General features: G+C 60.3%; 23 protein-coding genes. 6 read left to right on the top strand and 17 right to left on the bottom strand.

Going from position 1 to position 25,306, the window contains the following annotated elements; translation table 11 throughout:
- Positions 1-11 precede the first annotated feature (11 nt).
- On the bottom strand, positions 12-2,474 hold the full coding sequence (locus OEJ36_RS06730) for a DUF4132 domain-containing protein (protein WP_263400850.1): 2,463 nt from the start codon (positions 2,472-2,474) through the stop codon (positions 12-14).
- Positions 2,475-2,508: 34 nt separating this feature from the next.
- The gene (locus OEJ36_RS06725; protein WP_263400849.1) at positions 2,509-2,904 is read right to left on the bottom strand and encodes a hypothetical protein; all 396 of its coding nucleotides are present in this window, start codon (positions 2,902-2,904) and stop codon (positions 2,509-2,511) included.
- Between the two features lie 404 nt (positions 2,905-3,308).
- On the opposite strand from OEJ36_RS06725, the gene OEJ36_RS06720 reads away from it, so the two are divergent.
- Positions 3,309-3,737, top strand: coding sequence for a hypothetical protein (locus OEJ36_RS06720; RefSeq protein ID WP_263400848.1), 429 nt, complete (start codon positions 3,309-3,311; stop codon positions 3,735-3,737).
- Positions 3,667-4,767: a hypothetical protein gene (locus tag OEJ36_RS06715; protein ID WP_263400847.1), complete on the top strand. Its 1,101-nt coding sequence runs from the start codon at positions 3,667-3,669 to the stop codon at positions 4,765-4,767. Before OEJ36_RS06720 ends, OEJ36_RS06715 begins: the two co-directional genes overlap by 71 nt.
- 202 nt (positions 4,768-4,969) lie before the next feature.
- Here the strand turns inward: OEJ36_RS06715 and OEJ36_RS06710 are convergent, their stop codons facing one another.
- Together OEJ36_RS06710 and OEJ36_RS06705 are read right to left on the bottom strand one after the other, a co-directional pair.
- Entirely contained in the window at positions 4,970-6,298 is a 1,329-nt protein-coding gene (locus tag OEJ36_RS06710; RefSeq protein ID WP_263400846.1) for a sensor histidine kinase, read from the bottom strand.
- Positions 6,295-7,038, bottom strand: coding sequence for a response regulator (locus OEJ36_RS06705; RefSeq protein ID WP_263400845.1), 744 nt, complete (start codon positions 7,036-7,038; stop codon positions 6,295-6,297). The genes OEJ36_RS06710 and OEJ36_RS06705 overlap by 4 nt, the downstream gene beginning before the upstream one ends.
- Before the next feature lie 163 nt (positions 7,039-7,201).
- Here OEJ36_RS06705 and OEJ36_RS06700 point away from each other — a divergent pair, with 163 nt between their 5' ends.
- The 3 genes from OEJ36_RS06700 (at position 7,202) to OEJ36_RS06690 (ending at position 9,419) form a co-directional block, all read left to right on the top strand.
- On the top strand, positions 7,202-7,957 hold the full coding sequence (locus OEJ36_RS06700) for a VacJ family lipoprotein (RefSeq protein ID WP_263400844.1): 756 nt from the start codon (positions 7,202-7,204) through the stop codon (positions 7,955-7,957).
- 3 nt (positions 7,958-7,960) lie between these two features.
- A complete protein-coding gene (locus OEJ36_RS06695) occupies positions 7,961-8,206 on the top strand; it encodes a hypothetical protein (RefSeq protein ID WP_184488063.1) in 246 nt (81 codons plus the stop codon).
- 256 nt (positions 8,207-8,462) lie between these two features.
- The gene (locus OEJ36_RS06690; protein ID WP_263400843.1) at positions 8,463-9,419 is read left to right on the top strand and encodes an NAD(P)H-dependent flavin oxidoreductase; all 957 of its coding nucleotides are present in this window, start codon (positions 8,463-8,465) and stop codon (positions 9,417-9,419) included.
- A gap of 72 nt (positions 9,420-9,491) precedes the next feature.
- On the opposite strand, the gene OEJ36_RS06685 is transcribed toward OEJ36_RS06690, so the two are convergent.
- The 9 genes from OEJ36_RS06685 to OEJ36_RS06645 all read right to left on the bottom strand — a co-directional run bounded on the left by OEJ36_RS06685 (position 9,492) and on the right by OEJ36_RS06645 (position 18,760).
- Complete coding sequence (locus OEJ36_RS06685; RefSeq protein ID WP_263400842.1) at positions 9,492-10,682, bottom strand: serine hydrolase domain-containing protein; 1,191 nt, start codon at positions 10,680-10,682, stop codon at positions 9,492-9,494.
- A 266-nt stretch (positions 10,683-10,948) separates the two neighbouring features.
- On the bottom strand, positions 10,949-11,329 hold the full coding sequence (locus tag OEJ36_RS06680) for a hypothetical protein (protein WP_263400841.1): 381 nt from the start codon (positions 11,327-11,329) through the stop codon (positions 10,949-10,951).
- Positions 11,330-11,520: 191 nt separating this feature from the next.
- Positions 11,521-12,348, bottom strand: coding sequence for a phytanoyl-CoA dioxygenase family protein (locus OEJ36_RS06675; protein ID WP_263400840.1), 828 nt, complete (start codon positions 12,346-12,348; stop codon positions 11,521-11,523).
- Positions 12,345-13,739 (bottom strand): amino acid permease, encoded by a 1,395-nt coding sequence (locus OEJ36_RS06670; protein ID WP_263400839.1) that lies wholly within the window; start codon positions 13,737-13,739, stop codon positions 12,345-12,347. Before OEJ36_RS06670 ends, OEJ36_RS06675 begins: the two co-directional genes overlap by 4 nt.
- Positions 13,740-13,784: 45 nt before the next feature.
- Complete coding sequence (locus OEJ36_RS06665) at positions 13,785-15,257, bottom strand: aldehyde dehydrogenase family protein (protein WP_263400838.1); 1,473 nt, start codon at positions 15,255-15,257, stop codon at positions 13,785-13,787.
- Positions 15,258-15,484: 227 nt separating this feature from the next.
- Positions 15,485-16,816 carry an MFS transporter gene (locus OEJ36_RS06660; RefSeq protein WP_263400837.1) on the bottom strand — a complete coding sequence of 444 codons (1,332 nt, stop codon included), beginning with the start codon at positions 16,814-16,816 and terminating at the stop codon, positions 15,485-15,487.
- Positions 16,817-17,060: 244 nt separating this feature from the next.
- Positions 17,061-17,657 (bottom strand): putative adenosine monophosphate-protein transferase Fic, encoded by a 597-nt coding sequence (locus tag OEJ36_RS06655; RefSeq protein WP_263400836.1) that lies wholly within the window; start codon positions 17,655-17,657, stop codon positions 17,061-17,063.
- Positions 17,657-17,827: a YhfG family protein gene (locus tag OEJ36_RS06650; protein ID WP_263400835.1), complete on the bottom strand. Its 171-nt coding sequence runs from the start codon at positions 17,825-17,827 to the stop codon at positions 17,657-17,659. The genes OEJ36_RS06655 and OEJ36_RS06650 overlap by 1 nt, the downstream gene beginning before the upstream one ends.
- Positions 17,828-17,911: 84 nt before the next feature.
- Positions 17,912-18,760: a helix-turn-helix transcriptional regulator gene (locus tag OEJ36_RS06645; RefSeq protein WP_263400834.1), complete on the bottom strand. Its 849-nt coding sequence runs from the start codon at positions 18,758-18,760 to the stop codon at positions 17,912-17,914.
- Positions 18,761-18,861: 101 nt separating this feature from the next.
- Here OEJ36_RS06645 and OEJ36_RS06640 point away from each other — a divergent pair, with 101 nt between their 5' ends.
- The gene (locus OEJ36_RS06640) at positions 18,862-19,668 is read left to right on the top strand and encodes an XRE family transcriptional regulator (RefSeq protein WP_263400833.1); all 807 of its coding nucleotides are present in this window, start codon (positions 18,862-18,864) and stop codon (positions 19,666-19,668) included.
- A gap of 433 nt (positions 19,669-20,101) precedes the next feature.
- Here the strand turns inward: OEJ36_RS06640 and OEJ36_RS06635 are convergent, their stop codons facing one another.
- The 4 genes from OEJ36_RS06635 to OEJ36_RS06620 are packed head-to-tail and all read right to left on the bottom strand — an operon-like array spanning position 20,102 to position 25,290.
- Complete coding sequence (locus OEJ36_RS06635; RefSeq protein ID WP_263400832.1) at positions 20,102-21,535, bottom strand: Eco57I restriction-modification methylase domain-containing protein; 1,434 nt, start codon at positions 21,533-21,535, stop codon at positions 20,102-20,104.
- The gene (locus tag OEJ36_RS06630) at positions 21,528-22,118 is read right to left on the bottom strand and encodes an HNH endonuclease signature motif containing protein (protein WP_263400831.1); all 591 of its coding nucleotides are present in this window, start codon (positions 22,116-22,118) and stop codon (positions 21,528-21,530) included. Before OEJ36_RS06630 ends, OEJ36_RS06635 begins: the two co-directional genes overlap by 8 nt.
- The gene (locus OEJ36_RS06625) at positions 22,115-22,750 is read right to left on the bottom strand and encodes a response regulator transcription factor (protein WP_263400830.1); all 636 of its coding nucleotides are present in this window, start codon (positions 22,748-22,750) and stop codon (positions 22,115-22,117) included. The genes OEJ36_RS06630 and OEJ36_RS06625 overlap by 4 nt, the downstream gene beginning before the upstream one ends.
- Positions 22,747-25,290, bottom strand: coding sequence for a sensor histidine kinase (locus OEJ36_RS06620; RefSeq protein WP_263400829.1), 2,544 nt, complete (start codon positions 25,288-25,290; stop codon positions 22,747-22,749). Before OEJ36_RS06620 ends, OEJ36_RS06625 begins: the two co-directional genes overlap by 4 nt.
- Between the last annotated feature and the right edge of the window lie 16 nt (positions 25,291-25,306).

The following is a 25,306-nucleotide window of genomic DNA, read 5'->3' as shown; positions in this document are numbered from 1 at the left end:
GCTTCACCGCGCTAGGCGTTGATCTGGCTGAGGATGCTCGGGTCCTTGATCTTCTTGTCGTTGGCCAGCAGCAGCGCCTTGCTGAGGATCAGCGACAGCAGCGCATCCCCCTCGAAGGGCAGGTAGAGCCCGCTGGAGGCGGACTTGGCCTTCTTGTCCTGAACGATGCATAGGTACTGGTCGTTGGGCGCCATGAGGATGTTGCTGCTGCCGAGGTGGATGCGGTAGGTGCGCAGGTCGCCCTTCACCACCAGGTAGCGCCCATCGAGGTGGCAGCGCTTGGCGATGGGCAGGCGCGAGAGGATGTTATCCAGCAGATCGCGCCGCACCTGGGCGCCGCCCTGGAGCTCGGCGTTGCTGGCCAGGGAGATGTAGCCGCGGAAGGCAGGGTCGTCCACCAGGCCAAGCTCGGGGTCATTGGCCACCGAGCAGACGCCGACGAACAGGTCCATGTCGCGCAGCACTTCGGAGAACACCAGCGGCGGAATATCGGCCAGGCGGGTTTCATCCCAAGCCTGCCCGTCCCTGGCAAAACGGAACTCGCCGCTTTCCACATAAGCAAAGACGCCGGTGTCGCCCTGGATGCTGGAGAACGCATCCTTCACATCCAGCTCGAACAGCACCGCCAGCCCCCAGTTCTTCAGCGTCTTGCAGGGGGTGTTGTGGCTGTCCCAGCTGCCCTGCAGGGCGTAGTCCCAGCCACGCTCGCGCAGCAGCGCAGCGAGCTGGAACTGCCGCAGCAGGTGCCCGGCAAAGCGACGGGACGTCGTCCCTGACTCGCGCTCGGCGTCGGTGAGCAGATAGACCTCACGGAACGCCTGGCGGATCGGCTGCAGCACTTGCGCCTCCTGCAGCAGTTCGCGCCAGGCCAGCACTTCCGGCGCGGCCGCCTGGATGGGGTGCCAGAGGGATACGGTCGCGTCAGCGGGCAGCTCGCCCACGGCCGCGCCGTCGAGGCCTGTGAGTACGCCTTTCAGGCCGATCACCGAACGCTGCTGCCCTTCGTGCTCGATGTTCCAGATCAAGCGGCGCCCCATCCAGCCGAGCAACTCGGTGCTGTCGATGAAACGCGGGTACCAGTCCCCAAAGCGCCAGGTGCGCTGACGCAGGTAGGCCTGCTCGAAACGGGTGCGCTGGCCGAGCACGGCGTCGGCGAATTCCTTGCAGCCCTTCTGCCACTCCTTGAAGGCTTCGGCGTTGTCACGCTTGGCTTCGGCCGGGGCACTCTTGAGCACCTTGCCCTCGGCGTTGCTCCACTCGGTGGCCAGGCGCCCTTCCCCTTCCAGACGCAGCAGCGCGGTGGCGCCGCCGAAGCCGAAGCGGGCGATGCCTTCAGCGTCGAAGCCCATATCCGGGACCGAGGCCTCTTCCATGTCGTCCGGCGTCAGGCCGGCACGCTCGGCGGCCTTGACCACCGACTTCTCGATCAGCGCCTTGCCCTGGCTGTAGCGAACCTTGGAGCGCAGGCGGGAGAGTTGCACCACACCGGGCTTGTCGAGCAGGCACAGCACCTGGATGCAGGCGTTGCCCACCAGTCGCGAGCGCGGCCCGTGCCATTGCACCTTGGTGTAGAAGGCCACGGCCATATCGCCCAACCCCGGTGCCAGCACCTTGGGCTCACCCACGCCGGCCAGCCAGACCATCGCCTTGATGGCGCCTTCGTTGGCATCCGACGGGGCGAACTGGTAGTTGCAGATGACCGCGAACCAGCGCGCGAGCGTCTGGCTGAAAGCATCCGCCGGCAACCCTGCGGCGAGCTTGGCGGCCGACTTCAACCAGGCGTTGCTGGGGGAGGAACCGCTGCCGGTAAGGGCATGGTTCATCAGCCCCATCCAGGCTTCGCGCTCGGCCTCAGGCAGCGTGGCGAAGTCCGCATGCAGGTCATCCACCCAGCCGAAGCGCGACTCACCGAGCGGCAGCTGCAGCACCTGCACGCCGCCGAGCATCTTCTTCAGCTTGGCCTCGAGCACGCGCGGGTCGCGCCCGGCCTTCCAGAACGAGGCATTGCGTTCGAGGAAGCTGCCTATGGCCGCTTCATGGCCCACCAGCGCGCCCTGCTTGTGCAGCTTCTCCATCTGGCTGACGAGCCGGGTGATTGGATAATCCAGCTCCTTGATGTACTCGTGCTCCACCAGCACCTTCATCACCTCGATGGCGGTGGCGCCGTCCAGCACGTCATCACGCTTGAGCATCTCGCGCAGCACACGACCCAAGCCGCCAGTGCCTTCGGGGCCCTCGCCGTATAGGCAGGCGAGGTAGACAAGACAGGCGCGCCAGTCCGTAGCGTCGGCATCGATCAGCGCGCGGATGGCAGGTGACTTGTCGAGCTCATACCAATATTCACCTTGGTGCTTGATGAGCTGCTCGACGGCGGTTCGCAGCATCGCGCGCTGCCCATCACTGAGGATCACCAACTGCTGGAGGGGAGAATCGCCGCTCAAGGCCGTGGCGTGGGCGTGCAAAGGTGAAGACATGACGAATCCTTATGTCGTGTGCAAAGGGAACGGCTCAGCCGCCCACCAGGGGCAACAGGCGCAGGAACTGGACGTGGGAAAGGGAGGAAAGGCGGAACGGCTCGTCGAGCTCATCCACTTGCTGCTCATCCACCAGCAGCAGGAAGCCGTTTCTCTCGAACGCGGAGATCGCCAGCTGGCACTGGCGCTCGGCGTCGATCACGCGTCGGGGCAGCTCGTCGTAACCGTTGAGCATCGCCTCGTCGGCCTCCGGGGTGAAGAAGCGGTAGCGCGGCGCATTGGGCATCGCCTGCTGCTGCTCGACCACCTGCAGCACGTAGCGCCGGATCAGCTCACGAGCGGTCAGCGTCTCCACCGGCAAGGTCAGCGTCAGGCTGTTGAGCAAGGAGCCCTGGAGCGTGCAGTCCTGCACCCGCACGGTGAAATCCATTTCCGCCACTCCATCACTTGGAAAAGTGGATGTTTACACCGGGGCGGGAAGTGATGTCGAGGTGCCATGAAGCGGGTTGGCGAGGGTGTGAGGTGGAGCACAGCCGGCGGGGAATCCGCACGGGGCGCAGGCGGCCCCGCTGCCCGTAGGTTGGCGCCGAGCGCAACGAGGCCCAACGGCGCGGTCCTGGATTTACTTGATCGGTTACATGGTCGGTTACTTGATCGGTCACCTGGCCATGACCACCTTCTGCACCTCACCCCAAAACCCAAAGAGCGACCCTCCGATCCTAAGACCAGCTTGATAGTGGCCAGTTAATGGCTACGCTCTGATTCGCCCCAGCTTCTGGAGGCCGACCCACTACCGATTCGAATACGAGCACTGGGCAGAAGGGAATCTGAACCATGAAAGCAATGGAGGCCATGCTCCGCATCGCCGGCCGCACGCGCCTGTTCGCTGGCCTGTACGCCATTGCCCTGGGTTCCGGCTGCACCGTCATCCACGTTGTCGGCGAATCCGGCACCGTGGAGACGCACTACCTCCCGGGCATCGCCTACATCCGCATCGACCCGGACAAGAAACCTCTCTACGTCCATCAGCGCACGTACGGCATCGCCGCCTCGAACAAGGCCCTGTCCCTCGGTTTCGGTGACTTCGAGCAAGTCACCGTCGAGCGCGAGGATGCCTCGGCGTGCCTGCTCATCTCGATAAACAGCAACGCCAACAAGAACGACTTTTCCTTCCAGACCCAGGAGCCGGACCATGTATGCAAAGCGCCAATCACTGAAATCCGCAACAGCATTGGGGAGCACATTGCTGATCAGCCTGATTAGCGCCGGCGGCTGCGCACCGCTGCAGCAGGCGCCACTGGCCTATACATCGGCGCAGGTCGTGGGGGTGAAGCTCGGCATTGCGCCCACGCAGCCGGAGACGCTGGAGGCGGTGGTCGGGGTGAAGATTCTGGATGCCGCCTATGCGCCGGTGGCGGTTTCGAATCCGGGGCTCAAGGATGCGATCAATTCAGGTAAACCCGTCAACGAGAACCTGTATGCCATCAAGGAGATCTACGGCATCTACGGGAATCAGGTCAGCGCTGACACAGCGGCAAAACTGCTGACCGCAGATGAGTCAGCGGATATGAAGAAGTTTCTTGAGGCTCAAACAGCCTTGAGCCAGGCAAAGGACGTTACGAAGAGAGCCGAAGAAGCAAAGGTTTCAGCCGAGAAAGCGCAAGAAGCGGTCAAGAACCTCGATGCTGTTTTCACCGCCGCGGGCTGCCAGCCGATTGCCGCTAACGAGACCATAGGCAGCGGCCTTACAAGACTCTCTCAGTGCAATGGCATAACAAAAGAGGTCAGCGAAGCTCAGGAAAACATCTTCAAAGATCTCAAAGGGCAAAACCCAGCTGACCTGGACAAGCAAGTTGATACCTCGGCCAAGAGTCTCGATGCGGCACAGAAAAGCGAGGCCGTCGCAGTCAAACTAGCCTCGGACAGTGAAGCCAAGGTTCAAGGCGCACTCGAAAAGCTCGCGAATATCCAGAAGCGTGATGCCATCTCGGTCTATGGCTCCTTCAACTCGGATTCGAAAGCCGGATCCAAAAGCGAACCGACCGATCCCAACGCCACGAAAAACTCAGGCGTCGATGTGCGAATCGGCAAGGTGTTCTCCACTGGAGTCGCAGCCCAGAACATCTCGGAAGCTCAGAAGCTGATTGCGGGTAGCGCCGCACTCGACGTCTGCCTGCAAAACGTGCCGCGAATGACTGCAGTCCTGCCAGTGGCCAGCAAGGCCGACATGACAAAAGAACTGTTGAAACTCTGTGCAGACAAAATCATGCCCAGCGCAACGCAAAAGAAGTAGGCATCGCCCACGTAGGTTGGCGCCGAGCGCAGCGAGGCCCAACGATGCAGAGCATTGCCCGGCACCAGCGCCAGACCGGGCATCGCTGGTGGATGAAAAGAGCGTCATCCACCCTACCCATCCTGCGCCTGGAGCACAGCTCGGCCTGGCTCGTTGGGCTTCGTGCCTCAGCCCAACCTACGGGAGCAGGCCTCGGAGCGCCTCAATTCCACGGCAACTCCACCCGCGCGCGCAGGCCGCCTTCGGGTCGGTTGTGCAGGTGCAGTTCGCCGCCGTGTTCGCGGGCGATGGCGCGGGCGGCGGAGAGGCCGAGGCCGACGCCGCCGGATGCGGGGTTGCGTGAGGGTTCGAGGCGGTAGAAAGGTTCGAAGACCTGTTCCAGGTGCTGCTCGGGGATGCCGGGGCCCTGGTCGCTGACGTCGATGAGGATGCCGCGCGGGTCGGTGTGGAGCGCGATCGCCGGGGCCTTGGCGTATTTCAGGGCGTTCTCCAGCAGGTTGGTGAAGACGCGCTTGAGCCCCAGCGGGCGGCCGAGGTAGACGAGCTTGGTGGGGCCGCTGTAGGGGATGTCGATGCCCTCGTCGCGGTAGTCGTCGATCAGGGTCTGCAGCAGCTCGGCGAGGTCGAAGGGGGTCGCGGGCTCAAGGCGTGCGTCGTCGCGGAAGAAGTCGAGGGCGGCGTTGATCATGCCCTGCATCTCGTCCACGTCGCGGAACAGCTTGCGCTGCTGCTCGGGGTCGTCGATGAATTCGCCGCGCAGGCGCATGCGCGTGAGGGGCGCGCGCAGGTCGTGGGAGATGGAGGCGAGCATCTGCGAGCGGTCGGCGACGAAGTGGCGGATCTGCGCCTGCATGGTGTTGAAGGCGAGGATGGCCTGGCGGATTTCCCGAGGGCCGAGGGGCTCGATGGGCGGTGCGCGGAAGTCGCTGCCGAAGCGCCGCGCGGCATGGGCGAAGCTCTCCAGCGGCCGGGCCAGGCGGCGAGTGGCGACCCAGGCCACGGCCAGCGAGGCCACCAGCGCCAGGGCGACGATGATGCCCAGGCGGATTTCCGGGTCCAGGCCCCAACTGCGGTAGCGGGCGGAGAATTCCAGCCAGCTGCCGTCATGCAGCTTCACCAGCAACTGGTAGGGGCGATCGCCGTTGGGCGGCGGCCAGTCCTCGGGGTCGTAGGCTTCCAGGTGGCGGGCCTCGCCGAACAGTTTCTCGATCAGCTCGCTGCCGTCCTGGAAGCCGTCGTCGAAGTCCGGTGGCAGGGTCAGTTGGTCACGGCCGCCGACCCAGCGCACGGCGAAGTTCGGCGCGCTGGCAGCCCGGGCCAGTGTCGGGCGCTGGGCCACGGGCGCGGCTTCGATGATCTGGGTGGCGAGGGCCGCCCGCTCCAGCACCCCGCTGCGGAGCAGGGAGGGCTGCGCCCAGACGCCGGCCAGTTCGACGAACAGCCAGTTGAGCAACAGCGAGGCGAGCATGGCCATGACGATGGTCAGGGCGATCCAGCGGGCGATGGTGTCGCTGCCGCGCGGCCAGTTCATCGGCGGCTGACCTCGGGGCTGAACTGGTAGCCGCCATTGCGCACGGTACGGATGATGTCCGGGCGCTTGCTGTCGGGCTCGATCTTGCGGCGCAGGCGGCTGACCTGCACATCGATGCTGCGGTCGAAGGCGTCGTGGGCGTTGCCGTGGCAGAGGTCGAGCAGCTGCTCGCGGCTGAGGATGCGCCCGGGATGTTCGAGGAATACCAGCAGCAGGTCGAACTCGCCGCCGGAGAGCGGGATCATCACGCCATCGGGTGAGCGCAGCTCGCGGCGGGCAACGTCCAGCTGCCAGCCGGCGAAGACGATCACCGGCCGCGCCTCGTCGCCGCCAGCCTTCACCGCGCCCCCGCTGCGGCGTTGCACGGCGCGCACGCGGGCCAGCAGCTCGCGGGCGTCGAAGGGCTTGGTCAGGTAGTCGTCGGCGCCCAGCTCCAGGCCGATGATGCGGTCGCTCAACTCGCCCATGGCGGTGAGCATGACGATGGGGATGCCCAGCTCGCCGTGCACCCGCTGGCACAGGCTGAGGCCGCTCTGCCCGGGGAGCATCACGTCGAGCACGATCACGTCCGGGCGCTGCCGGGCGATGGCGGCCCACATGGCGGCGCCGTCGGTGGCCACTTCCACTTCGTAGGAGTGCTGCAGGAAGAATTTTTTCAGCAGGGCGAGGATTTCCACATCGTCGTCCACGATCAACAGTCTGTTCACGATGCTCGGTTCGGGTTGGCTGAGGTCGCTCATCTAAAACCATTTGCGCCGGGCGGTCATATATTTCAATCGGGCAACAATCCTTCAGCGCCGGCATCAACGGGACATCTTCCAGCAAAGCCGCCAGGCCATCCTCGCCGCCATTCATTGGGAGGTAGGCGGTATGTCGGTGATGCAGAAAAGATTCGAAAACGGGATGCGTATCGGGGTGCTGTGCGGCTGCCTGTTGCCGCTGGTGGGGTGCAGCAGCCAGGTGACCACCCAGGGTGACTGCGCGGAACTAGCACCCGGTGTGAGCGACCCTGCCGAGGGGCTGAACCGCAAGGTGTTCGGCTTCAATCGGGTGGTCGACGATTACGCCCTGGCCCCCGTGGCACGGGGCTATGCGCGGTTGCCGGAACCGGTGCGCGATGGCGTGCACAACTTCGCCGCCAACTTCGCCGAGCCCAAGGTGCTGGTGAACGACCTGCTGCAGGGCAACGGCCAGCGGGCGATGAACACCCTGGGCCGCTTCACCTTCAACACCATTCTCGGCGTCGGCGGGTTGTTCGACACCGCCGGGCGCATGGGCCTGCCGCACCACGAGGCGGACTTCGGCCAGACCTTCGGCGTCTGGGGCATCGGCAACGGCCCCACCGTCGAGTGGCCGCTGCTGGGCTCGGCCAACAGCCGCGACAGCGTGGGCCGCGTGGCGAACTTCATGTTCTCGCCCTTCGGCAGCGGCAACAGCGACACGGTGGATGCCATCGACACCGCGCAATCGGTCGGCGATACGGTGGACCAACGCGCCACCGCCCTGCCCTTCACCGACCAGCTGGAACAACACCCCGACTATTACGCCGCCCTGCGCGAGTACATCGCCGAGCAGCGCGCGCAGTTGGTGGCCGAAGGCCGAGCAGGCCAGGTGGACAGCAGCCGCCTGTGGCTGGGCTGCAAGACGCAGGCGGAGTAACCCATGAACGACCCGCGCCAGGCCCCTCTGATGCTGCGCCAGGACATCGAGCGCAACGCCGACGAACTGCAGTACCGCGAGCAGGGCCTGAGTCTGTCGGAAGACGGCCTGGCGCTGGTGCTCAGCTACTACTTCGAGAACTACCGCCCCGGCTACGACGTGCGGGTGGTGTGCAGCTACCAGGTGCCGCTGGCGGAGTTCACCCGCTGGATGATCGACAGCGGCCGGCTGCGGCTGTACCAGCCATGAGAAGGCGTTGCGGCCATTGCACTCCGGCCAACTCGGGTGGCCTTAATGCCGAACCGTGAAGCGGTGCTTGACCGGGAGGGGCGCGCCGCCACACCGTGCAAGAAAAGTTGCCGAGCGAAGGTCAGGCAAGGCGGAATTGGCCGAAGAAGCGCAGTTTACGTTTTGTAAATGAGCATTCTGAGGCCGATTTCAACGCAGCATCACCGATGCGCAGGCACTTTTCATACTTCTCATTCACGGACCTGATGGAGTACACATGTCCCGGCTCCCCGCCCCGCTGGATCGCTTGCCCTTCCCCGTCATCGGCTCGCCGCTGTTCATCATCAGCAACCCGAAACTCGTGATCGAACAGTGCAAGGCCGGCGTGGTCGGCTCCATGCCGGCGCTCAACGCGCGCCCCGCCTCGCTGCTGGAAGACTGGCTGGCGGAGATCACCGAGACGCTCGACGCCTACAACCGCGCGAACCCCGACAACCCGGCGGCGCCCTTCTCGATCAACCAGATCGTGCACAAGAGCAACGACCGCCTCGAGCACGACATGGAGCTGTGCGTTAAGTACAAGGTGCCCATCGTCATCACCTCCCTGGGCGCCCGCGAAGACATCTACGCCGCCGCCCACTCCTATGGCGGCGTGGTGCTGCATGACGTGATCAACAACGCCTTCGCCCACAAGGCGGTGGACAAGGGCGCCGACGGCCTGATCGCCGTGGCCACCGGCGCCGGCGGCCATGCCGGGGTGAAGAGCCCGTTCGCGCTGATCCAGGAAATCCGCCAGTGGTTCGACGGCCCCCTGGCCCTCTCCGGCTCCATCGCCACCGGCGGCGCCGTCCTCGCCGCCCAGGCCATGGGCGCCGACTTCGCCTACATCGGTTCGGCCTTCATCGCCTGCGAGGAAGCCAACGCCAGCGAGAACTACAAGCGCGCCATCGTCGAATGCTCGTCCGATGACATCGTCTACAGCAACCTCTTCACCGGGGTGCACGGCAACTACCTCAAGCCCTCGATCGTGGCGGCCGGGCTGGACCCGGACAACCTCGCCGAAAGCGACCCGAGCAAGATGAATTTCGGCGGCGGCGATGCCAAGGCCTGGAAGGACATCTGGGGCTGCGGCCAGGGCATCGCCCCGATCGGCAAGGTGCAGAAGGCCGGGGAATACATCGCCCAGCTCAAGCGCGAATACGCCGAAGCCAAGGCCAGGCTGGCATCGGTCTGATCGTCGCCCGCCCCTCCGTGGCCCGGACTTCAGTCCGGGCTTTCTCGTAGCGAAATGCGGCCAGCGCCGCCATCACCGCCTCTCCAGCGCGCCATATACAGCATCGCGCAACTCGCTGACGAAGCGGCCGGACATGCCCTCATACAGCGTGTTGGTGAAGGCGACCACGCTCAGGCCCTGCACACGGTCCACGAACCACGAGTGGCCGTAGGCGCCGCCCCAGCGCCAGGTGCCGACCGACTCCGGCGAGGCGGCAAGCACGGGGTCCCGCAATACCGAAAACCCCAGGCCAAAACCGCAGCCCGGTGCAGCAGCCAGCTCAAGCCCGCCAGTCTGGTCACGGCCCATTTCCTCGACCAACTCCTCTGGCAACAGCGCGCCGCAGCCCTGCCGCAGGGCCTCCAGCAGGTGCAGGAAGTCCCCGGCGGTGCCGGCCATGCCCGCGCCACCCGACGGGTAGGCCTGTGCGTCGAAGATGCGGGCCGGGCTGTAGGCGATACCAACGGTGCCCTCGAAGACCGGGACTATTTCGCCCTCGGCCAGCCGGTGCGGTTGCTGCACATCGTTGACATAGGCGGTGGCCACGCGCTGCGCGTCAGTGGCGACGAAGCCCGTGTCGACCATGCCCAGCGGGCCCGTAACCAGTTGCCTCACCGCCTCGCCCAGCGTCGTGCCCTGGATGTGCGCGACCAGTGCGCCCAGCACATCGGTTGCCAACGAATAGCCCCAGGCCGTGCCCGGCTCGTACAGCAAGGGCACGCTGGCGAGGCGGCGCAGGTTCTCGGCCAGGGTGATGCCGGAGGCGTCCATGCCGTCCGAGACACCGGCTTGTGCATAGGGACCATCCGCGTCGGCCTCGAAGAACCGGTAGCCCAGGCCTGCCGTGTGGCTGAGCAGTTGCCGCGCGGTGATGCGCGCCGGGCCACCATCGGCGAGCGTGGGACGGAACCCGGGCAACCAGCGCTCGATGCCCGCGTCCAGGTCGAGCCGACCTTGTGCCACCAGCACCAGCGCCGCGGCGGAGACGATGGGTTTGCTCACCGAGGCCAGCCGGAAGACCGAATCCAAGGTCATCGCCCGAGCACGCTCGCGGTCGGCGAAACCTGCGGCCTGCTGATGGATGAGTTCACCGTCACGGGCGACCAGGACGACGGCACCGACCAGGCGACAGTCGTTCAGGGCCTGCTGAACGACGGCCTCGACCTGGGCGGAAAGGCAGGCGGATGAAACACCCTGGAGCAGAGGGGACTGAAGACTCGTCATGGCAACTACCGCAATTCAATGAGCGAGCCGCGACAATAGAAAGACCTCGATTGAAGAAAAAGCTGGGAGCAGTTCCTTGAAGTCCGGAACGGCATGTCCGCAATCATGGGGCGGCCGATCAGGTGCGCCGACACCAGGGGTGCAGCACAAGCCGCCCTCGTAGCCCGGACTTCAGTCCGGGGCAATCCCCCCGCCGAAGCTCCGGTGCAAGGCTCAGCCTCGCGCGTTGGGCCTCGTGCCTCGGCCCAACCTACGGGCGCTGGAGCTCAGCCCTCCTCCACGACCCTTTCCAAGATGGGCAGCCCACCGATGCCCGAGGCACTGCGGGTGCCCGCCGAACACCATGTGCGCTGGTAACCGGTGTATTGGTGATTCACATCGCTGGAGTCCCAGAACAGCTGCTCGAGAAGGTTCTCGTACTCCTGCAGCCACGCTCCGTCGAAATCCCAGAACCCCTTGTAGTAGGCCGCGAAGTGGATCAGGTGGCCGTAGTGGCAATGCCCCCTGGAATTCGTCAGCAGGCTGAACATCGGCCGGATCAGATAGGCACCGATTTCCGGCAGGCGCGCCAGTACATCGCGGTTGTGCTGGGCGGCTTCCGGGCTGCTATCGAAGCAATGGATATGGCCGTGGACGATGCTCGACATGGGAGAACCGCGAGTGGGGAAAGCGCGACAGGCTACCAGAGCGCATCTCCGGAGCCGACCCGTAGCCCGGACTTCAGTCCGGGAGATCCCCCGCGCTGAAGCACGGGCTACGTTCCTATCGAAGCTCCGGTGCAGGGCTCAATCCCGCGCGTTGGGCCTCGTGCCTCGGCCCAACCTACGCCCTCCCCCCTTCACTCCCTCGGCCAGAGCTGCGGAAACAACCGGTGCTCCATCGGTGCACCGGCGGGCAGTTCGTCCGCCAGGCCGGGGAATTCCGGGGAGGTTTTCCAGGGCCGGGGCGCGTGGACCATGTCTTCTCCGAGAAAGCGCAGGGAGTAGGCGCGGCGCCTGCGTTCACCGCCTACGCCACCGGAGGCGTGGAGGGTGAGCATGTGGAAGAACACCGCATCGCCCGGCTCCAGCGCCCAGCCGAGGATGGGCCAGCGGGCGCGATCCGCCTCGATATCGGGTAGGTCGGCCAGGGTGCCTTCGGGAAACCAGCGGGCCTGGTTGTCGAGGAAGGTGCGCGGCATGAGCCAGGGCCCCAGGTGGGAGCCGGCGACGAACTCCAGGGTGGCGTCCCGGGCCACCGGGTCCACGGGCATCCACATGCTGCAGTTCTGCCGGCCCTCGACGTTGTAATAGGGCTGGTCCTGGTGCCAGGGGGTGCGCTGCCGGGTGTTGGGTTCCTTGACCAGCAGGTGGTCGTGGTAGAGGCGCGCGCGGCCGCCGCCCATGAGCTGCGCGGCCACGGAGCCGACACGGCTTTCGAAGATGAAGCGGCGGTACTCGTCGAATTCCCGCCAGTTGCAGAAGTCCTCGAAGAACCAGCCGGGGTCGTCCTCGCGGCTGGCGACCTTGGCGCGCTCGCTGGGGTTGGCGAGGTTGTGCTCGATGCCCTGCTTCAGCAGCGCCACCTCCTGCACCTGGAACAGCTGGCGCACGCAGATGGCCCCGTCCCGTTGGAAGTCCTCTATCAGTGCTTGAGGCAGTTCGAATTCGTAGCTGTGCGTGGTCATGGGGTCTCCTTCCCGGGGGTGGTCTGTGGCGAGGATGCGGGGCCAGGCCCCCTTATCAGGTAGATGACGCCGAGCAGCAAAAGCCAGACAGTGCCGATGTAAAGCGCGGTGCGGGTCTCGGGGAATCGCGCCATCACCACGAAGATGAACAGCATGAAGACGATGGCCAGGTACTGCCCCCATGGCCAGAAAGGCACCGGAAAATGCAGTGCGGCGACTTCCTTCGCATCGAGCTGGCGGCGCATGGCGACCTGGGAGAACAGGATCATCAGCCACACCCAGACCACGGCGAAGGTCACGAGGGAGGCGAACAGCAGGAACAGTTCATTGGGCAGCAGGTAGTTGAGCAGCACACCGAACAGCAGCGCGAGGGTCATCACCAGCACCGTCATCCAGGGCACGCCGGCGGCCGAGAGCTTGCCGAAAGAGGCCGGTGCCTGGCCGTTGCCGGCCATGCCGTAGAGCATGCGGCCGGTGCAGAAGATGTCGCTGTTGATGGCGGAGATGGCCGCCGAGATCACCACCAGGTTGAGGATGCTGGCGGCCGAGTCGATACCCAGCCCGCTGAATATCTGCACGAAGGGGCTGCCTTGGCTCCCGATCTTCGACCAGGGGTAGATGGCCATCAGCACCAGCAGGGTGAGCACGTAGAACAGCAGGATGCGCAATGGCACCGAGTTGATGGCCTTGGGGATCATGCGTTGCGGGTTCTGCGCTTCACCGGCGGTGAGGCCGATCACCTCGATGCCGCCGAAGGCGAAGATGACGATGGTGAAGGACGCCACCATCCCCTCCAGCCCATTGGGGAAGAAGCCGCCATGGACCCAGAGGTTGGCGAACGAGGCGATCCCGCCCGCATCGCCGAGACGGATGCCGAGCACCAGCACCGTGAACCCCGCCACGATCATCGCGACGATGGCCACCACCTTTAGCAGCGAGAGCCAGAACTCCAGCTCGCCGAACACCCGCACGCTGCACAGGTTGATGGCGGCGATGACCAGGACGATGCCCAGCACCCAGACCCAACGCGGCGTATCCGGAAACCACAGGCCCATGTAGATGCCGAAGGCGGTCACGTCGGCGAGGCAGACCATCATCATCGAGAAGACGTAGGTCCAGCCGGTTAGAAAGCCGGCGAAGCGCCCCAGGTAGCGGTTGGCATAGTGGCCGAAGGAGCCGGCCACCGGCGTGTGCACGGCCATCTCGCCCAGGGCACGCATCATCAGGTAGACCGCCGCACCGGCGATCAGGTAGGCCAGCAGCACCGAGGGCCCGGCGCGCTGGATGGCCGCCGCCGAACCGTAGAAGAGCCCGGTGCCGATAGCGGAACCGAGGGCCATGAAGCGGATATGCCGGGCGTTGAGGCCACGGCGCATTGCCGAGCTCTGCATTGCGTTACCCCTTTCTTGTCGTTGTTCGTATCGAGCTGGGCTGCCCTAGCGCCCGTACCACCCCCAGGGCTCGTCGCTGAGGTATTCGGTCACCTGCTTCACCTCCAGATAGTTGTCGAGCCCCCAGGGGCCGAGCTCGCGACCGAAGCCGCTGAGACGGGTACCGCCCCAGGGCGCCTGGACGAAGGCAGGTTGCGAGCAGTTGACCCAGACAACGCCCACCCGCAGTTGCCCGGCGACGCGGTTGGCGCGATCGAGGTCGCTGCTCATCACCGCGGCGGCCAAGCCATAGAGGCTGTCGTTGGCCATCTCCAGCGCCTGCTCGTCGGTCTTGAAGCGCCTGACACTGAGCACCGGGCCGAGCAGTTCATGGCGCCAGAGCGGGCTGCCGGTATGGGGCTCATCGAAGATGGTGGGCTCGATGAAATAACCCGACAGCAGGCCCGGCGGGCGCCGGCCGCCGGTGAGCAGGCGTGCGTCCTGCTTGCCTTGGGCGATGATGTCCATCACCTGGCTGTAGCGTGAGGCGCTGACCAGCGGGCCCATCTGCACGCCCGGCTCGGTGCCCGGGCCGATGCAGATATCCCGGGCCGCCTGCACCAGTCGCTCCAGCAGGCGGTTGGCGATGCCCTCCTGCACCAACAGGCGCGAGGTGGCGCTGCTGACCTGGCCCTGGTTCCGGAAGATGCCGTACAACGCCCACTCCACGGCGGCGTCGAGGTCGGCATCGTCGAAGACGATGAGGGAAGATTTGCCGCCCAGCTCCAGCGTCAGGTTCTTGAAGTCGGCAGCGGTGGCGGCCATCAGCCTGGAGCCGGTGACCAGCCGCCCGGAGAAGGCCAGCTTGTCCACTTCGGGGTGCAGCGCCAGGGCCCGCCCAGCATCCTTGCCGCGGCCGGGCAGGATGTTCAGCACGCCCGGAGGCAGGCCAACCGCATGGGCCGTATGGCCCAGTTCCAGCGCCGTGAGCGTGGTCAGCTCCGAGGGTTTGAGCACGCAAGTGGCACCCGCCGCCAGGGCCGGGGCCACTTTGCGGGCGGCCATCAGCAGGGGGAAATTCCAGGGGATGATCAGCCCGGCCACGCCTACCGGCTCATGACGAATGCGGCAACTGAAGCGCGGGTCGTCCAGCACCAGCGGCTGCTCCTGACGTTCGTCCAGGTCACGGGCCAGCCCGGCGTAGTAACGGAAGCAGGCAACGGCTTCGGCGACATCCTGCACGGCCTCTGACAGCGGCTTGCCGTTGTCGAGCACCTCCAGCAGGGCCAATTCCTCGGCACGGCGCTCGAGGTCATCGGCCATGGCCTCGAGGAAGCGCGCCCGCAGGCCGCCACGGGTACTGCCCCACTGGCCTTCGAAGGCCCGCCGTGCGGCGTTCACCGCCAGATCCACCTCCTTCACACCGGCAGCCGCGAAGTCCTGGATCTTCATTTCAGTCGCGGGGTTGATGCTGCTCAGGCGGTTGCGCTGGCTCGAGCGGACCCAACGGCCATCGATATAGAGCGTTGCTGCAGTCATGGGTGATGCCTTACACAGGGGGATCGCAGACGGCACCTCGGGCCGTCCTTCCAGCTCCCAACCTGTCGCCCAGATACGACGGCGGCAGAGCCACACGACTCACACTATCCAGCCCAGCGGCAGTGGGCTTATCCGCCTGGGGGTAGACGCACACCGCTAGCCCCGTCGGCGCACCGGGAAGAAAAGCCGGCCTACGTCAACCCTGCGCGTCGGCCGTCCCGGGAGGGCTACCCCGGCGCATCGGCCAGCCGTTCGGCAGGGCGATGGCCCATGACCACCAGGGCCAGGCTGGCCAGCACCATGGGCGTGGCGATCCACAGGAAGAAGCCATCCAGGCTGCCCGCCGCCGTGAACAGCCAGGCGCCGAGCATGGAGCCGACGATGGAGCCGGCGCGCCCCGCCGAAAGCGCCCAGCTCACCCCCGTGGCCCGCGCGCTGATGGGGTAGAGCGTGGCGGCGACGATGCTGAGGTTGGCCAGCAAGCCGCTGAGGCCGAAGCCGGCGATAAAGACCATCGCCAGCAACGGCGAGCCGCTGCCCAGCTGGGTGCCGATCAGCGCCAGGGCGACGGCGGCGAAAGCGGCCTGCACGGGCAGCACGCGCCGGGGCCCGAGCCTGTCCAGCAGCAGCGCCATGACGATGCTGCCGAGCACCCCGCCCATGGGGATCATCGAGGCGATGGTGGCGGCTTCGCTCACGCCGTAGCCGCTGGAGCGGAGGATGGTGGGCAGCCAGTTGGTCAGCAGGTAGAAGACGAAAAGCCCGCAGAAGAAGGTCAGCCAGAGCATCAACGTACGCAGCGCCCGGTCGCCTTCGAACAGGGTGGAGAGTGGCGAGCGTGGCTGCTCGGGCAGGTCACCCAGCAGGATGGCGCCACGCCAGCTGGCCTTGCCGCCGATGGCCGTCAGCAGGCGCAACAACGCCTTGCGGTGGCGCTTGCGGCCCACCAGGAAATACAGCGATTCCGGCAGCCAGCGCATCAGCACCGGCAGCAGCACCAGCGGCGCCAGGCCACCAAGGGCGAGCATGCCCTGCCAGCCCAGGCTCGGCATCAGCCAGGCCGCCACGCTGCCGCCCATGGCCAGGCCCAGCACGAAGCCCGAATAGCTCAGCGTGGCCAGCAGCACGCGGCGCCGCTTGGGCGCGTACTCCGACGACAGGGTGATGCAGTTGGGCAGAACCCCGCCCAGGCCGATGCCGGTGACGAAGCGCAGCACCACCAGTTCCCCCATCCAGGTGGCGAGCGCCGCCATCAGCGTGCCCAGTGCGAACACCAGGATGCCGCCCAGCAGCACCCGCTTGCGCCCGAAGCGATCCGCCAGCGGCCCGCAGGCCATGGCCCCCACCATCATCCCGAACAGCCCGGCGCCGAAGGCCGGCGCCAGCTCGCTGCGGTCGATGCCCCACTGGGTGATCAGCTCCGGCGCCACGTAGCCGATCACGGCGGTGTCGAAACCATCCAGCAGCATGATGAGGAAACACAGAAGCAGCACCCGCACCTGCAACCAGGAAAGGGGGCTGTCGTCGATGATGTCGGCGATACGCACGGACCTTGGCATAAAGGCTTCTCCCCGAAGCGATGCCCGGAATGGGCAAGGCCACGCTAGCAACGGGGAGAAAAACGGCGCTATCGCAAGGGTGGTAGACAGGGGCCGGCGAGGGTGTAGGACGCGGTCAGACCTCGGAGCGTGCCGGCGTCATACTGCCGGGCACTCGCCTCGACTCTTACAGACAGGGTCGATGCCCCATGCCCGCGTCCCGAGGGCGTGGCGCTCCAGGTTCCAGTGAAGAGGCGGCTGCAGGCTAGGCGATCGGCGCGCCTATGCAGCGCTGGAAAATTCGCTCCAGCCCACGGTAGTCACAGAACACCGCCTCGATGTTGGCCTGCAACCATTCGCCCACCTCGACCGACCACCAACTGATCTCATACCCCGCGTTCACGATGATGTGCTCGAAAAGAATGCGCTGAGCACGGCCGTTTCCATCACGGAAGGGGTGGATCACGTTCAGGTCGCCGAAGCATTCCGCCGCGGCAATCACAAGCTCTTCACGGGGCAGCTCTTCCAGCCAGGAGGCGCGCTCCAGGGCCGCAAAGATCTTGCCGGCCTCAGGCTCTATGCGCTGCTGGACACAGAAGTGGGTATCGCCCTTGGAGATATCCAGCGTCCTCAGTTCGCCGGCCCACTCATAGACATCGGCAAACAACTGGCGATGAATGCGTTGCAGCGCTGCAAGATCGTAAGGGGGAAGTGCGAACTCGATTTCGCTGGCGGCGATTTCGGAGAGGGAGCGCTCGGCCTGGTTGAGTGCAGCGTCGGACGTCAGGCCCAGGCGATTGCGAAGTATTCGGGTGGCGGGATAGCAGTACGGATCCTGGCCCGTACCGTACTTGTCGACCATCAGTCTTGCCTGGCGCGGTAGGCACTCAGCACGGACTCACGGGAAGGCAGCTTGCGCTCGCCGTCGGCGGGAGTGGTATCGAAACCCTCCAGGCGCAGGCTGGCCGCGTAATTGGACTGGCGTGCCTTGGCGTAATAGGCCCTTTTGGCTTGCAGAGATGGCGTTGGCATCGAGAAACCTCCTTCCAGCAACCGAACGATTATAGCGGATTGCCTCTCAGCCCCCCAGCGACGGGGCCAGTCATCAAACACCGCTCACCCGACGGGCCCTTCGGCACACCGCCGAGCACGGCTGCGGCGCTGCGGCCGGCTGAACAGCCCCGCCCCCATCAGCTCGCGCACGAACAGCCCGAAGAACTCCGCCTGGCTGCCGATCTCCAGCTTGTCGTACAGGTTGCGCCGATGGACCTTCACCGTGCCCCGGGTGATGCGCAACTGGTCGGCAATCTGCTGGCTGGAATACCCCTGCAGCAACAGCTGGGCGATCTTGTGCTCGCGCCGCGTCAGCAACTCCTCGCCGAAGCTGCTGAACACCGTGCGCACATGGGTGGTGGGCAGAACGGCATCCGCCGCCGGCTCGCCACGCGCTTCCCAGGCCAGGCGCACCACCTGTGCCACCACCGGTTGCGCATTCCGCAGCAGGCGCATCTCCTCCTCCGTGAACGCCGCCCCGCCCTCCCCGCGCATCAACGACAACACCGCCCGGCAATACAGGGCCGGCGTGGTGAAGAAGCCCAGCTCCTCGCTCAGTTCCAGGCGGTGGTAATAGGCCTGGAAGTAGTGGTTGCAGCGGAAGCTGTCCGGCGACAGAGCGCGCATGCTGTAGAGCCCGTCCGGCTCACCGAACAGGCAACCGAGGAAGAACGGATCGAGTATGTGCACGCCGCTGCGGTAGTCATTGACGAAGGTGGTGCGCAGCTCGGCAGGAAAGGTGTGGAACAGCGGTAGCGGCGAGTGACTGCCCTCATAGAGGAACAGCGCGAAGTGATCGACCGGGGCGATGCGCTGCAGCCAGTGGGTCAGGGCTTGCAGTTGGGGTTGGCCTGGGGGTTGGGCCAGGACGGCTGTTATTTCGTGGGCCCATTCAGCGAGATGCACGCTCATACAGTCGAGCTCCCTCTCAATACACAGGAAGCCAAAAATACAAGCATAGTTGTGAAATAAACACAATCTTGATTGCTGTGCGCTCTTGTAGATTGCGCCGCATGAAAATTACCGACCGTTTAGACGTACTCGTGCAGGCACGGAAGCCGGATATCGATATACGGCGGATAAAAAGGGATATTGCTGACGCGTGTGGCCTCTCGTACGAAGCGGTACGGAGGTGGTACAGCGGCAACACCGAAAACCTGCGCAATGACAACCTCATCGCCATTGCCAGGAAGTACGACACCACCATCGACTGGTTGCTGACCGGCACAGGTGCCCCGCCACGCAGAGACACCGCTTCGGTGAATATCCAGGCCTGGATAACCACTGCGCAGGCCAGATTCAGCAAGCTCGAAACGCCCATCACGGCAGACGCCATTCAAGCCGTGCTGGAAGAGTTGAAAGGGGCCACCAGCCAGCAAACCGACGCTGTTGGCTGCAAAGAGATTTCAGTCCCCTACTACAACTTCGATCAGTCGCCCTCCAGCGCTCCGAGGCCGGTTGATTACAGTGAAACCATTAGCAGCCTGACGCTCAATGAAGCCTTCCTGCAGGAAAAAGCCACGGCGTATTCGAATGCAGAGCAGCTGGCCATTGTCATCCTCTGGGATAACAGCATGGCCGGCACCCTCAACGACCGCGACGCCGTCATCGTCGACTGCGGCGTGAGCGCCTTCAACGGGGATGGCCTGTACCTGATCAACTGGGCCGGCCACCTGTTCATCCGCCGCCTGCAGCTGGCGGGGCAAGATCAGCTCGAACTCATTGCAGACAACCCGACCCACAACCCGCGCACGGTGTCGATGGTGGATGTGGAAGTGCGTGGGCGGGTGTTGGTGGGGTTTGCGATCAAGAAGTTCTGATCTGCTGCGCGCTGATACTTTGGCTCGCTCAGAGCCATATTAAGTAGATCACTCTATTCAGGCCGGCCCGTCAGCTGGAACGAATATCCAACCTTCTCTTTTGGGTACCTCCGAGCCAGGCTGCGCGAGCAGTTCCGGCCTGAAACTGAATAGCCAGGCAATCAGGGCGCAGGCCAGCAGAGCGTCTGCAGGAGGCTGGGAGGCCTCGATGGCATGCAAGCGCCGGTTGTCGATCCACACGCCGCGGCGCTCAATGGCAGGCGAAGAGGGCAAGCTACTGTTCGCTGGAAGGGAATAAAACATCCAAGAAGGCACAACCAGAATCACGCCTATTTGGGAAAAATAGTAGGTAACCTTTATCAATAACCGTGAACCGAGGTCTGAACCAAAGCCGTTAATTAAAATTTAATTAACGATATCATCCGACAGTCCATTATGAATCAAAAAAATATCTCTCAGCCTGCAAAGAAATAGCATCATATGGCAGCCCACGAACGGAACTACCAAATTTCTCTAGCTGCTGTGAATCTGGCATGGGTAGCGACTCAAGATCAGCAGCATTAATTTGCGTATGCCCAGAAAATCGCCGAATGAATCGATCAACTGTCAATGTAGAAATATATCCATATAGACCAAGACAAAGATCATCCCGAAGCTCACACTTCTCCCCCCATATGTAATTCAGGTGATTTTCCACCCCCAAATAATCACTTGGCAGTTCATGGGAAAGCAATGGCGCCGCGACAATCCTAAGCGCTGATTCTTTAAATGATATTCTTCTAACTAAAATATAATTAGCACGAGGGACAAGATTTTTTTCAGAAGCTGGGCACCTCTTGATAAATCTTAATCTGAAATCTTTGATGGAAAAACTTACACCACTAAATAGACTTAAATTATCTTGATATATCAACTCAACGGTATGCTTCGATTTTCTTTTTCGCAATACATCTTCACTTCTAAAATCAACCACTTTCCCTGTTGATGCGCGCAAGCCTAAAGAGCTCAAATTATTTCTAAACTGACCAATTTTTAGCAAAAGCTCGTCATCACCGTGAGCCAAAGGAATGTGTATAAATTTCTGTGCATCTGCTGCGAAAACAATTCGATCCAAACTAGTTAAAACATTAGAAATTTCGCCATTACTTTTCTCGTGACGAACCAAAACAGTATCAACCTGAACTCTGGATATCTTAATTATCAAGACCTCCTGAGTAACCCCCGAGTCACTAAATATTTTCCTAGATTCAAATAAATGGATCTGGTGTATAAAATAGCCATCAAAAAGAAAATTCCTAAACCCCTTAAACATCGGACCATTACAAAAACTTCTAGGAATAATCGCAACAACCTCCCCCTTCGCGGATAGCAGCTTAAGACAACAGGCGAGAAATGACGTATATAGATTTGAATCACTATACCCCAAAAAAGATAGACATTTTTTCCGAATAGATGAATCGGCTGAGATCTTAGAGTATGGGGGATTTATAATAATCCTATCAAAAACCCTATCACGATCTAGCATCTCAAAAAAATCCAAGCAGTACAAATGCACTTTTTCAACCTGCTCAAAATTACGGCGAGCACACTCATACAAATAAGCGTCCCTCTCAACTAGCGAATAGCTCGAATCTTCACGCTCTCGAATACATCGCTCATAAAGCGCCGCCGCTAGATTCCCAACCCCACAACAAGGATCTAGAACCTCATAACTCTCAAGCAGATCAAATGTGAACATTTCCGACATCAACGCAGCAATTCTAGCAGGAGTAAAGTACTGCTCCTCAAGTTTACGTTTCTGCCCATCAATATGGTCTCTCGCAACAACTCTAGAGTTTTCGACAAGCTGGAGAAAAGAGTCACTCACGCCTTAGGATCCCAACATAATTGAAGTACTGCCTTACCAAATCGGTAAATGCTTGGATATCTTCCTCCCCTCTTCCTTTCTGATCCACAATATCATTCAGAGCTTTTATTTGCTCCTCCATCCGCCCAAGGAGCCAGCATATTTGTCGGCGACGTAAATTCAACTTCAGCTTACGATGGATGTAGCTACCTAAAGGAGTTAGCGCAACGATAACTCCATCTGGACGCCTAGCAAGGTGCTCTGCATAATCAGAGTTACAAGGATCTATATAGCCCACTTCATCCACAACAGAGACAAGAGGATCGTTGCTAGGCCAGTCATTGCTCTTGCCTATATTACAAATAGGGCAGCAATAAACTAAATTTGCGTAAGTATTCTTCAGCTGATCAAATTTAGACTTCGGCGCAAAATGATCTATGTGAAAGCCTCGGCGCCCTCCAGAAAAGAAATCGGGTGTATCACAGTACCCACATCGCAGGTAGAAATCCTCACGCAATTCAACTTTATAAGACGAATAGCGATTGCGAGCTGGTAAATTAGTACGCCGGACGGGGCGAACAGACTGTACAGGGTAAAAACTCATTCCCCCACCTTCTTAGCAAGCAGAGCATCAACTTGAGAAACCAACTTAGCAAGCAAATCAATACTTCGGTCTTCTTTAAGCTCCATGGGAAGTGAACTGCTTGAAAGTCCATGCTCCTCAATATATCCATCTAGCTCTAACGCCCGCTGACGCTGCTCCGCAGTTAAGCTATCTATGGGTAGCGCAACAAGCTCCGTCAGCTCTGACTCAGCTGCAAGAAACTCTGCCTTGTGATCTTTGATAATCTTCGCTATTTGCTCTCTAAAAAGAGTCGTATAGTCATCACCACCAAGTATAACCGCCTTGGTTTGCACTAGTCGGGCATCATGCGTAGCTTCAAGAGCATTTGGGGTGTGTGAGGTTAGAAGGAAACATGGTAAATGCTTATTTCTAGCCTGAATGAGCTCAATCAGGCGCTGCCCATTGAAGCCTACTCGCGCCTTTTCATTCAACATAAAGTCAGTGACAACTGCGTCTGGCGGAGAGCTTAAAATAAGCTCCAGTACTTCATCTTCATCTGCACCATTTTCAATTCTGATTACCTCGAGATCGAAATGACCATCGCTGAAATCCTGAAAATAGACAATATCTTCGGGATCCTCATCAACATATATTAATCTTCCCTTACTCATGCCTGCATCTCCATTACTATCGAGAACCCACTAGTACTAATTATTTTTGCCGCCCCACCATACTCTTCGAGAGTTTTCTCAACCAACCACATCCCCAGGCCAGTGCCGGTCTCTTCACCAGCACTATTTATCTTAGTTGTAAAGGTTGGTTTGAATATATCGACTGGATCGACGATGCTTCCTGCGAGACCGGGCCCAGTATCCTGGTATGAGAGAATCAACTTACCATCAGTCAAGCCAACAAGTATACTGATTCCGCGATAACCAGAAAATCCTGGCCTCTTGAAAGCGTCAGCCGAGTTAATAATTAAATTATTGAATATACAATCCAAATCAATCTCATAAGCCCTAATGCATATATCTACCCCTTCAACCGCTACAGTCAGCTCGACCTGCCGCTCTGCAAGAGTACTACTCCACTCATCTCGCAAATTCTCCAGATAATTCTTTATATTTATCTTCACACGCTTTCGCTTATCTTTTCTTATTGTGCGAAGAGAATATTTAATCCAATTCTTTACACGCTCATCGTCGCGCCTGAGCATTTTTATCCTAACAAAAGGATCCTTGTGCTCCGGAAGATTATTCCTGGTCAGAAAATCCAATTCTGCATAGTCATGAATCAGCCTCTCTAAGTGATCAAAACGACCGCCCAACTTAGCATTTAAACTATCCAACTCGTGGGTGAATGATGCAATCGTAATACCACTCGAAGCAAAAACTCTTAGCAGAGAGTTCTCCTTCTTCATTTCCTCAAGGCGATCATCTATCTCTCTTGCCCTTGCCTTCTCTTTTAAAAGAGCTAGAGCGAGCTTCGCCTCATTTGACTCACTCTCTACCTCAGCGTCATTACCATCGCCTTCGTGATCCTTTTTCAGATCCTCAAATATTTTCTGAGCAAGCTCTTCTGCATTTATTTCTTCTCGCTGGGTGAACTGCTCTTCCGATGGCGCTTTTTGGCGCTCCTTATGGTCAAGATATGCTTCTTTGAAAATCGCACTTCGATCCAACTCGAACTCTTTTATAATGTTTTCTATCACATTACAAAAAAGCAAGAAGGTATCATTCTCCTGAATTCCCTCTCTGCTAGATTTGTCTTCTAACCCAATGTTACTGACTCTAGAGATATTAATAGCACCGGAAATATTTCGAGGAGTCACTCTCCACTTTCCTGTCCTTGGGGCAGAGGGATCCTCTGACTGTCTTCTCCCTAAACCAAGCCAATCCCACGAAGCTTTTCCAATATCACCATATGGTCTAACTCGAAAATTATCCCGATATATTCTTATTCCATTGTTATTATCCAGCCACCGCTTTCGAGCAGGGTTAACTGAGCGCTGCATATACACACTTGCATCGACTGTATCGCCTTGCTTTTTGAGGAAATACAAAACAAAATTGAAGCAGCCTATCTTCTTATGTGCATCACTATTTGAGCTCTCTAAACCAGGCATCAGCTGATATAGAGTTTTACTATACCTATACTCACCACCAAAAAGCTTATCATCCGCATATTTTTCCGACTTAAAGAATGGTCTCTGCAAAAATCCATCGCGAATTTTTTTAGGATCCATCTCGTTCCGGATCATTATGAAGCTGACCAACCCGTCATTATCCATTGAAGCCGTTAGCTTGTAGTCAAAGTCATCACAAACACTAGGCTCAACGCGACCAAAGTCTTCGGCGTAACGCTTACTAAATAAAAATACTCGAAAATTTCCTGCATCAGCTGGAGGAACCAATGACTCCAACTCTTGATATATCTTCGCAATACTAGACTTCGACCAATAATCCCTTACTTGGGAAATTCCGATCCTGGTTCCGTTCTTAACGCCAGATTCAAAAACTTCAGAACAAATCTCCTCACTTAAAACAGACAGAACTGATTCCGAAAAAGAAATGTCGGAGAACCCTATCTTTGCACTGACTCTATCAATAGTAAGCCCCTGTGCATCAAAGTCACCCCAGTTGACTTTCCACAACAAAGAACCATCCGAACCAATAGTTTTAGTGTATAAATCACACTTTTCCCCTAATCGATCCAGTGCAAAGCGCCCAATACCTTTTGCCCCCGACCGTATACGACCAGATTCCGAGATAGAATTTATATTTTTATTATCTGTACCAATTGTCATCCAATTGGTCTCAATAACTTCCTCCTCCATTCCAGCACCATCGTCAATAATGTAGATACTTACACTAGACGAAAGCTTTTCATTTATAGTCTTTCGTTCTGCCTCTGAGTATTTATCAAAATACACTTCCGGCAAAAAACTGTAGAGATCGTCCTCAACTCGTCGATTATAGAGCGCACCAACGTCATACTCGCTTAGGAGCTTACACAGTCTTAAAAGCCCCTCTTCAGTAAGCAACCCTGGAAAGTCCACAAACTCGTCATCAAAATAAACGATACAATTCCTTGCATCTGCATCATAGCAATTCTTCATTAGCTCAATTAACGCACCCTCGGCAGACGATACGTTTTCCCGGCCTATTAGCCTTGCGGTTCGAGCAGAAACATTAAACGGTATATCTCTCATATCCCTCCATAAATCC

It is taken from the genome of Pseudomonas sp. PDM13 (genome assembly GCF_025685765.1).
Lineage (GTDB): Bacteria > Pseudomonadota > Gammaproteobacteria > Pseudomonadales > Pseudomonadaceae > Metapseudomonas > Metapseudomonas solani.
The sequence above is the reverse complement of the archived record's forward strand: the minus strand, read 5'-3'. Positions and strand labels throughout refer to the sequence as shown.

Coding starts and splice junctions, on each gene's coding strand:
- OEJ36_RS06720 (WP_263400848.1), top strand. CDS start 3,309: ATGAAAGCAATGGAGGCCATGCTCCGCATCGCCGGCCGCACGCGCCTG.
- OEJ36_RS06685 (WP_263400842.1), bottom strand. CDS start 10,682: ATGACGAGTCTTCAGTCCCCTCTGCTCCAGGGTGTTTCATCCGCCTGC.
- OEJ36_RS06710 (WP_263400846.1), bottom strand. CDS start 6,298: ATGAACTGGCCGCGCGGCAGCGACACCATCGCCCGCTGGATCGCCCTG.
- OEJ36_RS06625 (WP_263400830.1), bottom strand. CDS start 22,750: ATGAGTAAGGGAAGATTAATATATGTTGATGAGGATCCCGAAGATATT.
- OEJ36_RS06725 (WP_263400849.1), bottom strand. CDS start 2,904: ATGGATTTCACCGTGCGGGTGCAGGACTGCACGCTCCAGGGCTCCTTG.
- OEJ36_RS06660 (WP_263400837.1), bottom strand. CDS start 16,816: ATGCCAAGGTCCGTGCGTATCGCCGACATCATCGACGACAGCCCCCTT.
- OEJ36_RS06670 (WP_263400839.1), bottom strand. CDS start 13,739: ATGCAGAGCTCGGCAATGCGCCGTGGCCTCAACGCCCGGCATATCCGC.
- OEJ36_RS06705 (WP_263400845.1), bottom strand. CDS start 7,038: ATGAGCGACCTCAGCCAACCCGAACCGAGCATCGTGAACAGACTGTTG.
- OEJ36_RS06715 (WP_263400847.1), top strand. CDS start 3,667: ATGTATGCAAAGCGCCAATCACTGAAATCCGCAACAGCATTGGGGAGC.
- OEJ36_RS06730 (WP_263400850.1), bottom strand. CDS start 2,474: ATGTCTTCACCTTTGCACGCCCACGCCACGGCCTTGAGCGGCGATTCT.
- OEJ36_RS06650 (WP_263400835.1), bottom strand. CDS start 17,827: ATGCCAACGCCATCTCTGCAAGCCAAAAGGGCCTATTACGCCAAGGCA.
- OEJ36_RS06700 (WP_263400844.1), top strand. CDS start 7,202: ATGCGTATCGGGGTGCTGTGCGGCTGCCTGTTGCCGCTGGTGGGGTGC.
- OEJ36_RS06620 (WP_263400829.1), bottom strand. CDS start 25,290: ATGAGAGATATACCGTTTAATGTTTCTGCTCGAACCGCAAGGCTAATA.
- OEJ36_RS06645 (WP_263400834.1), bottom strand. CDS start 18,760: ATGAGCGTGCATCTCGCTGAATGGGCCCACGAAATAACAGCCGTCCTG.
- OEJ36_RS06630 (WP_263400831.1), bottom strand. CDS start 22,118: ATGAGTTTTTACCCTGTACAGTCTGTTCGCCCCGTCCGGCGTACTAAT.
- OEJ36_RS06655 (WP_263400836.1), bottom strand. CDS start 17,657: ATGGTCGACAAGTACGGTACGGGCCAGGATCCGTACTGCTATCCCGCC.
- OEJ36_RS06665 (WP_263400838.1), bottom strand. CDS start 15,257: ATGACTGCAGCAACGCTCTATATCGATGGCCGTTGGGTCCGCTCGAGC.
- OEJ36_RS06680 (WP_263400841.1), bottom strand. CDS start 11,329: ATGTCGAGCATCGTCCACGGCCATATCCATTGCTTCGATAGCAGCCCG.
- OEJ36_RS06695 (WP_184488063.1), top strand. CDS start 7,961: ATGAACGACCCGCGCCAGGCCCCTCTGATGCTGCGCCAGGACATCGAG.
- OEJ36_RS06675 (WP_263400840.1), bottom strand. CDS start 12,348: ATGACCACGCACAGCTACGAATTCGAACTGCCTCAAGCACTGATAGAG.
- OEJ36_RS06690 (WP_263400843.1), top strand. CDS start 8,463: ATGTCCCGGCTCCCCGCCCCGCTGGATCGCTTGCCCTTCCCCGTCATC.
- OEJ36_RS06640 (WP_263400833.1), top strand. CDS start 18,862: ATGAAAATTACCGACCGTTTAGACGTACTCGTGCAGGCACGGAAGCCG.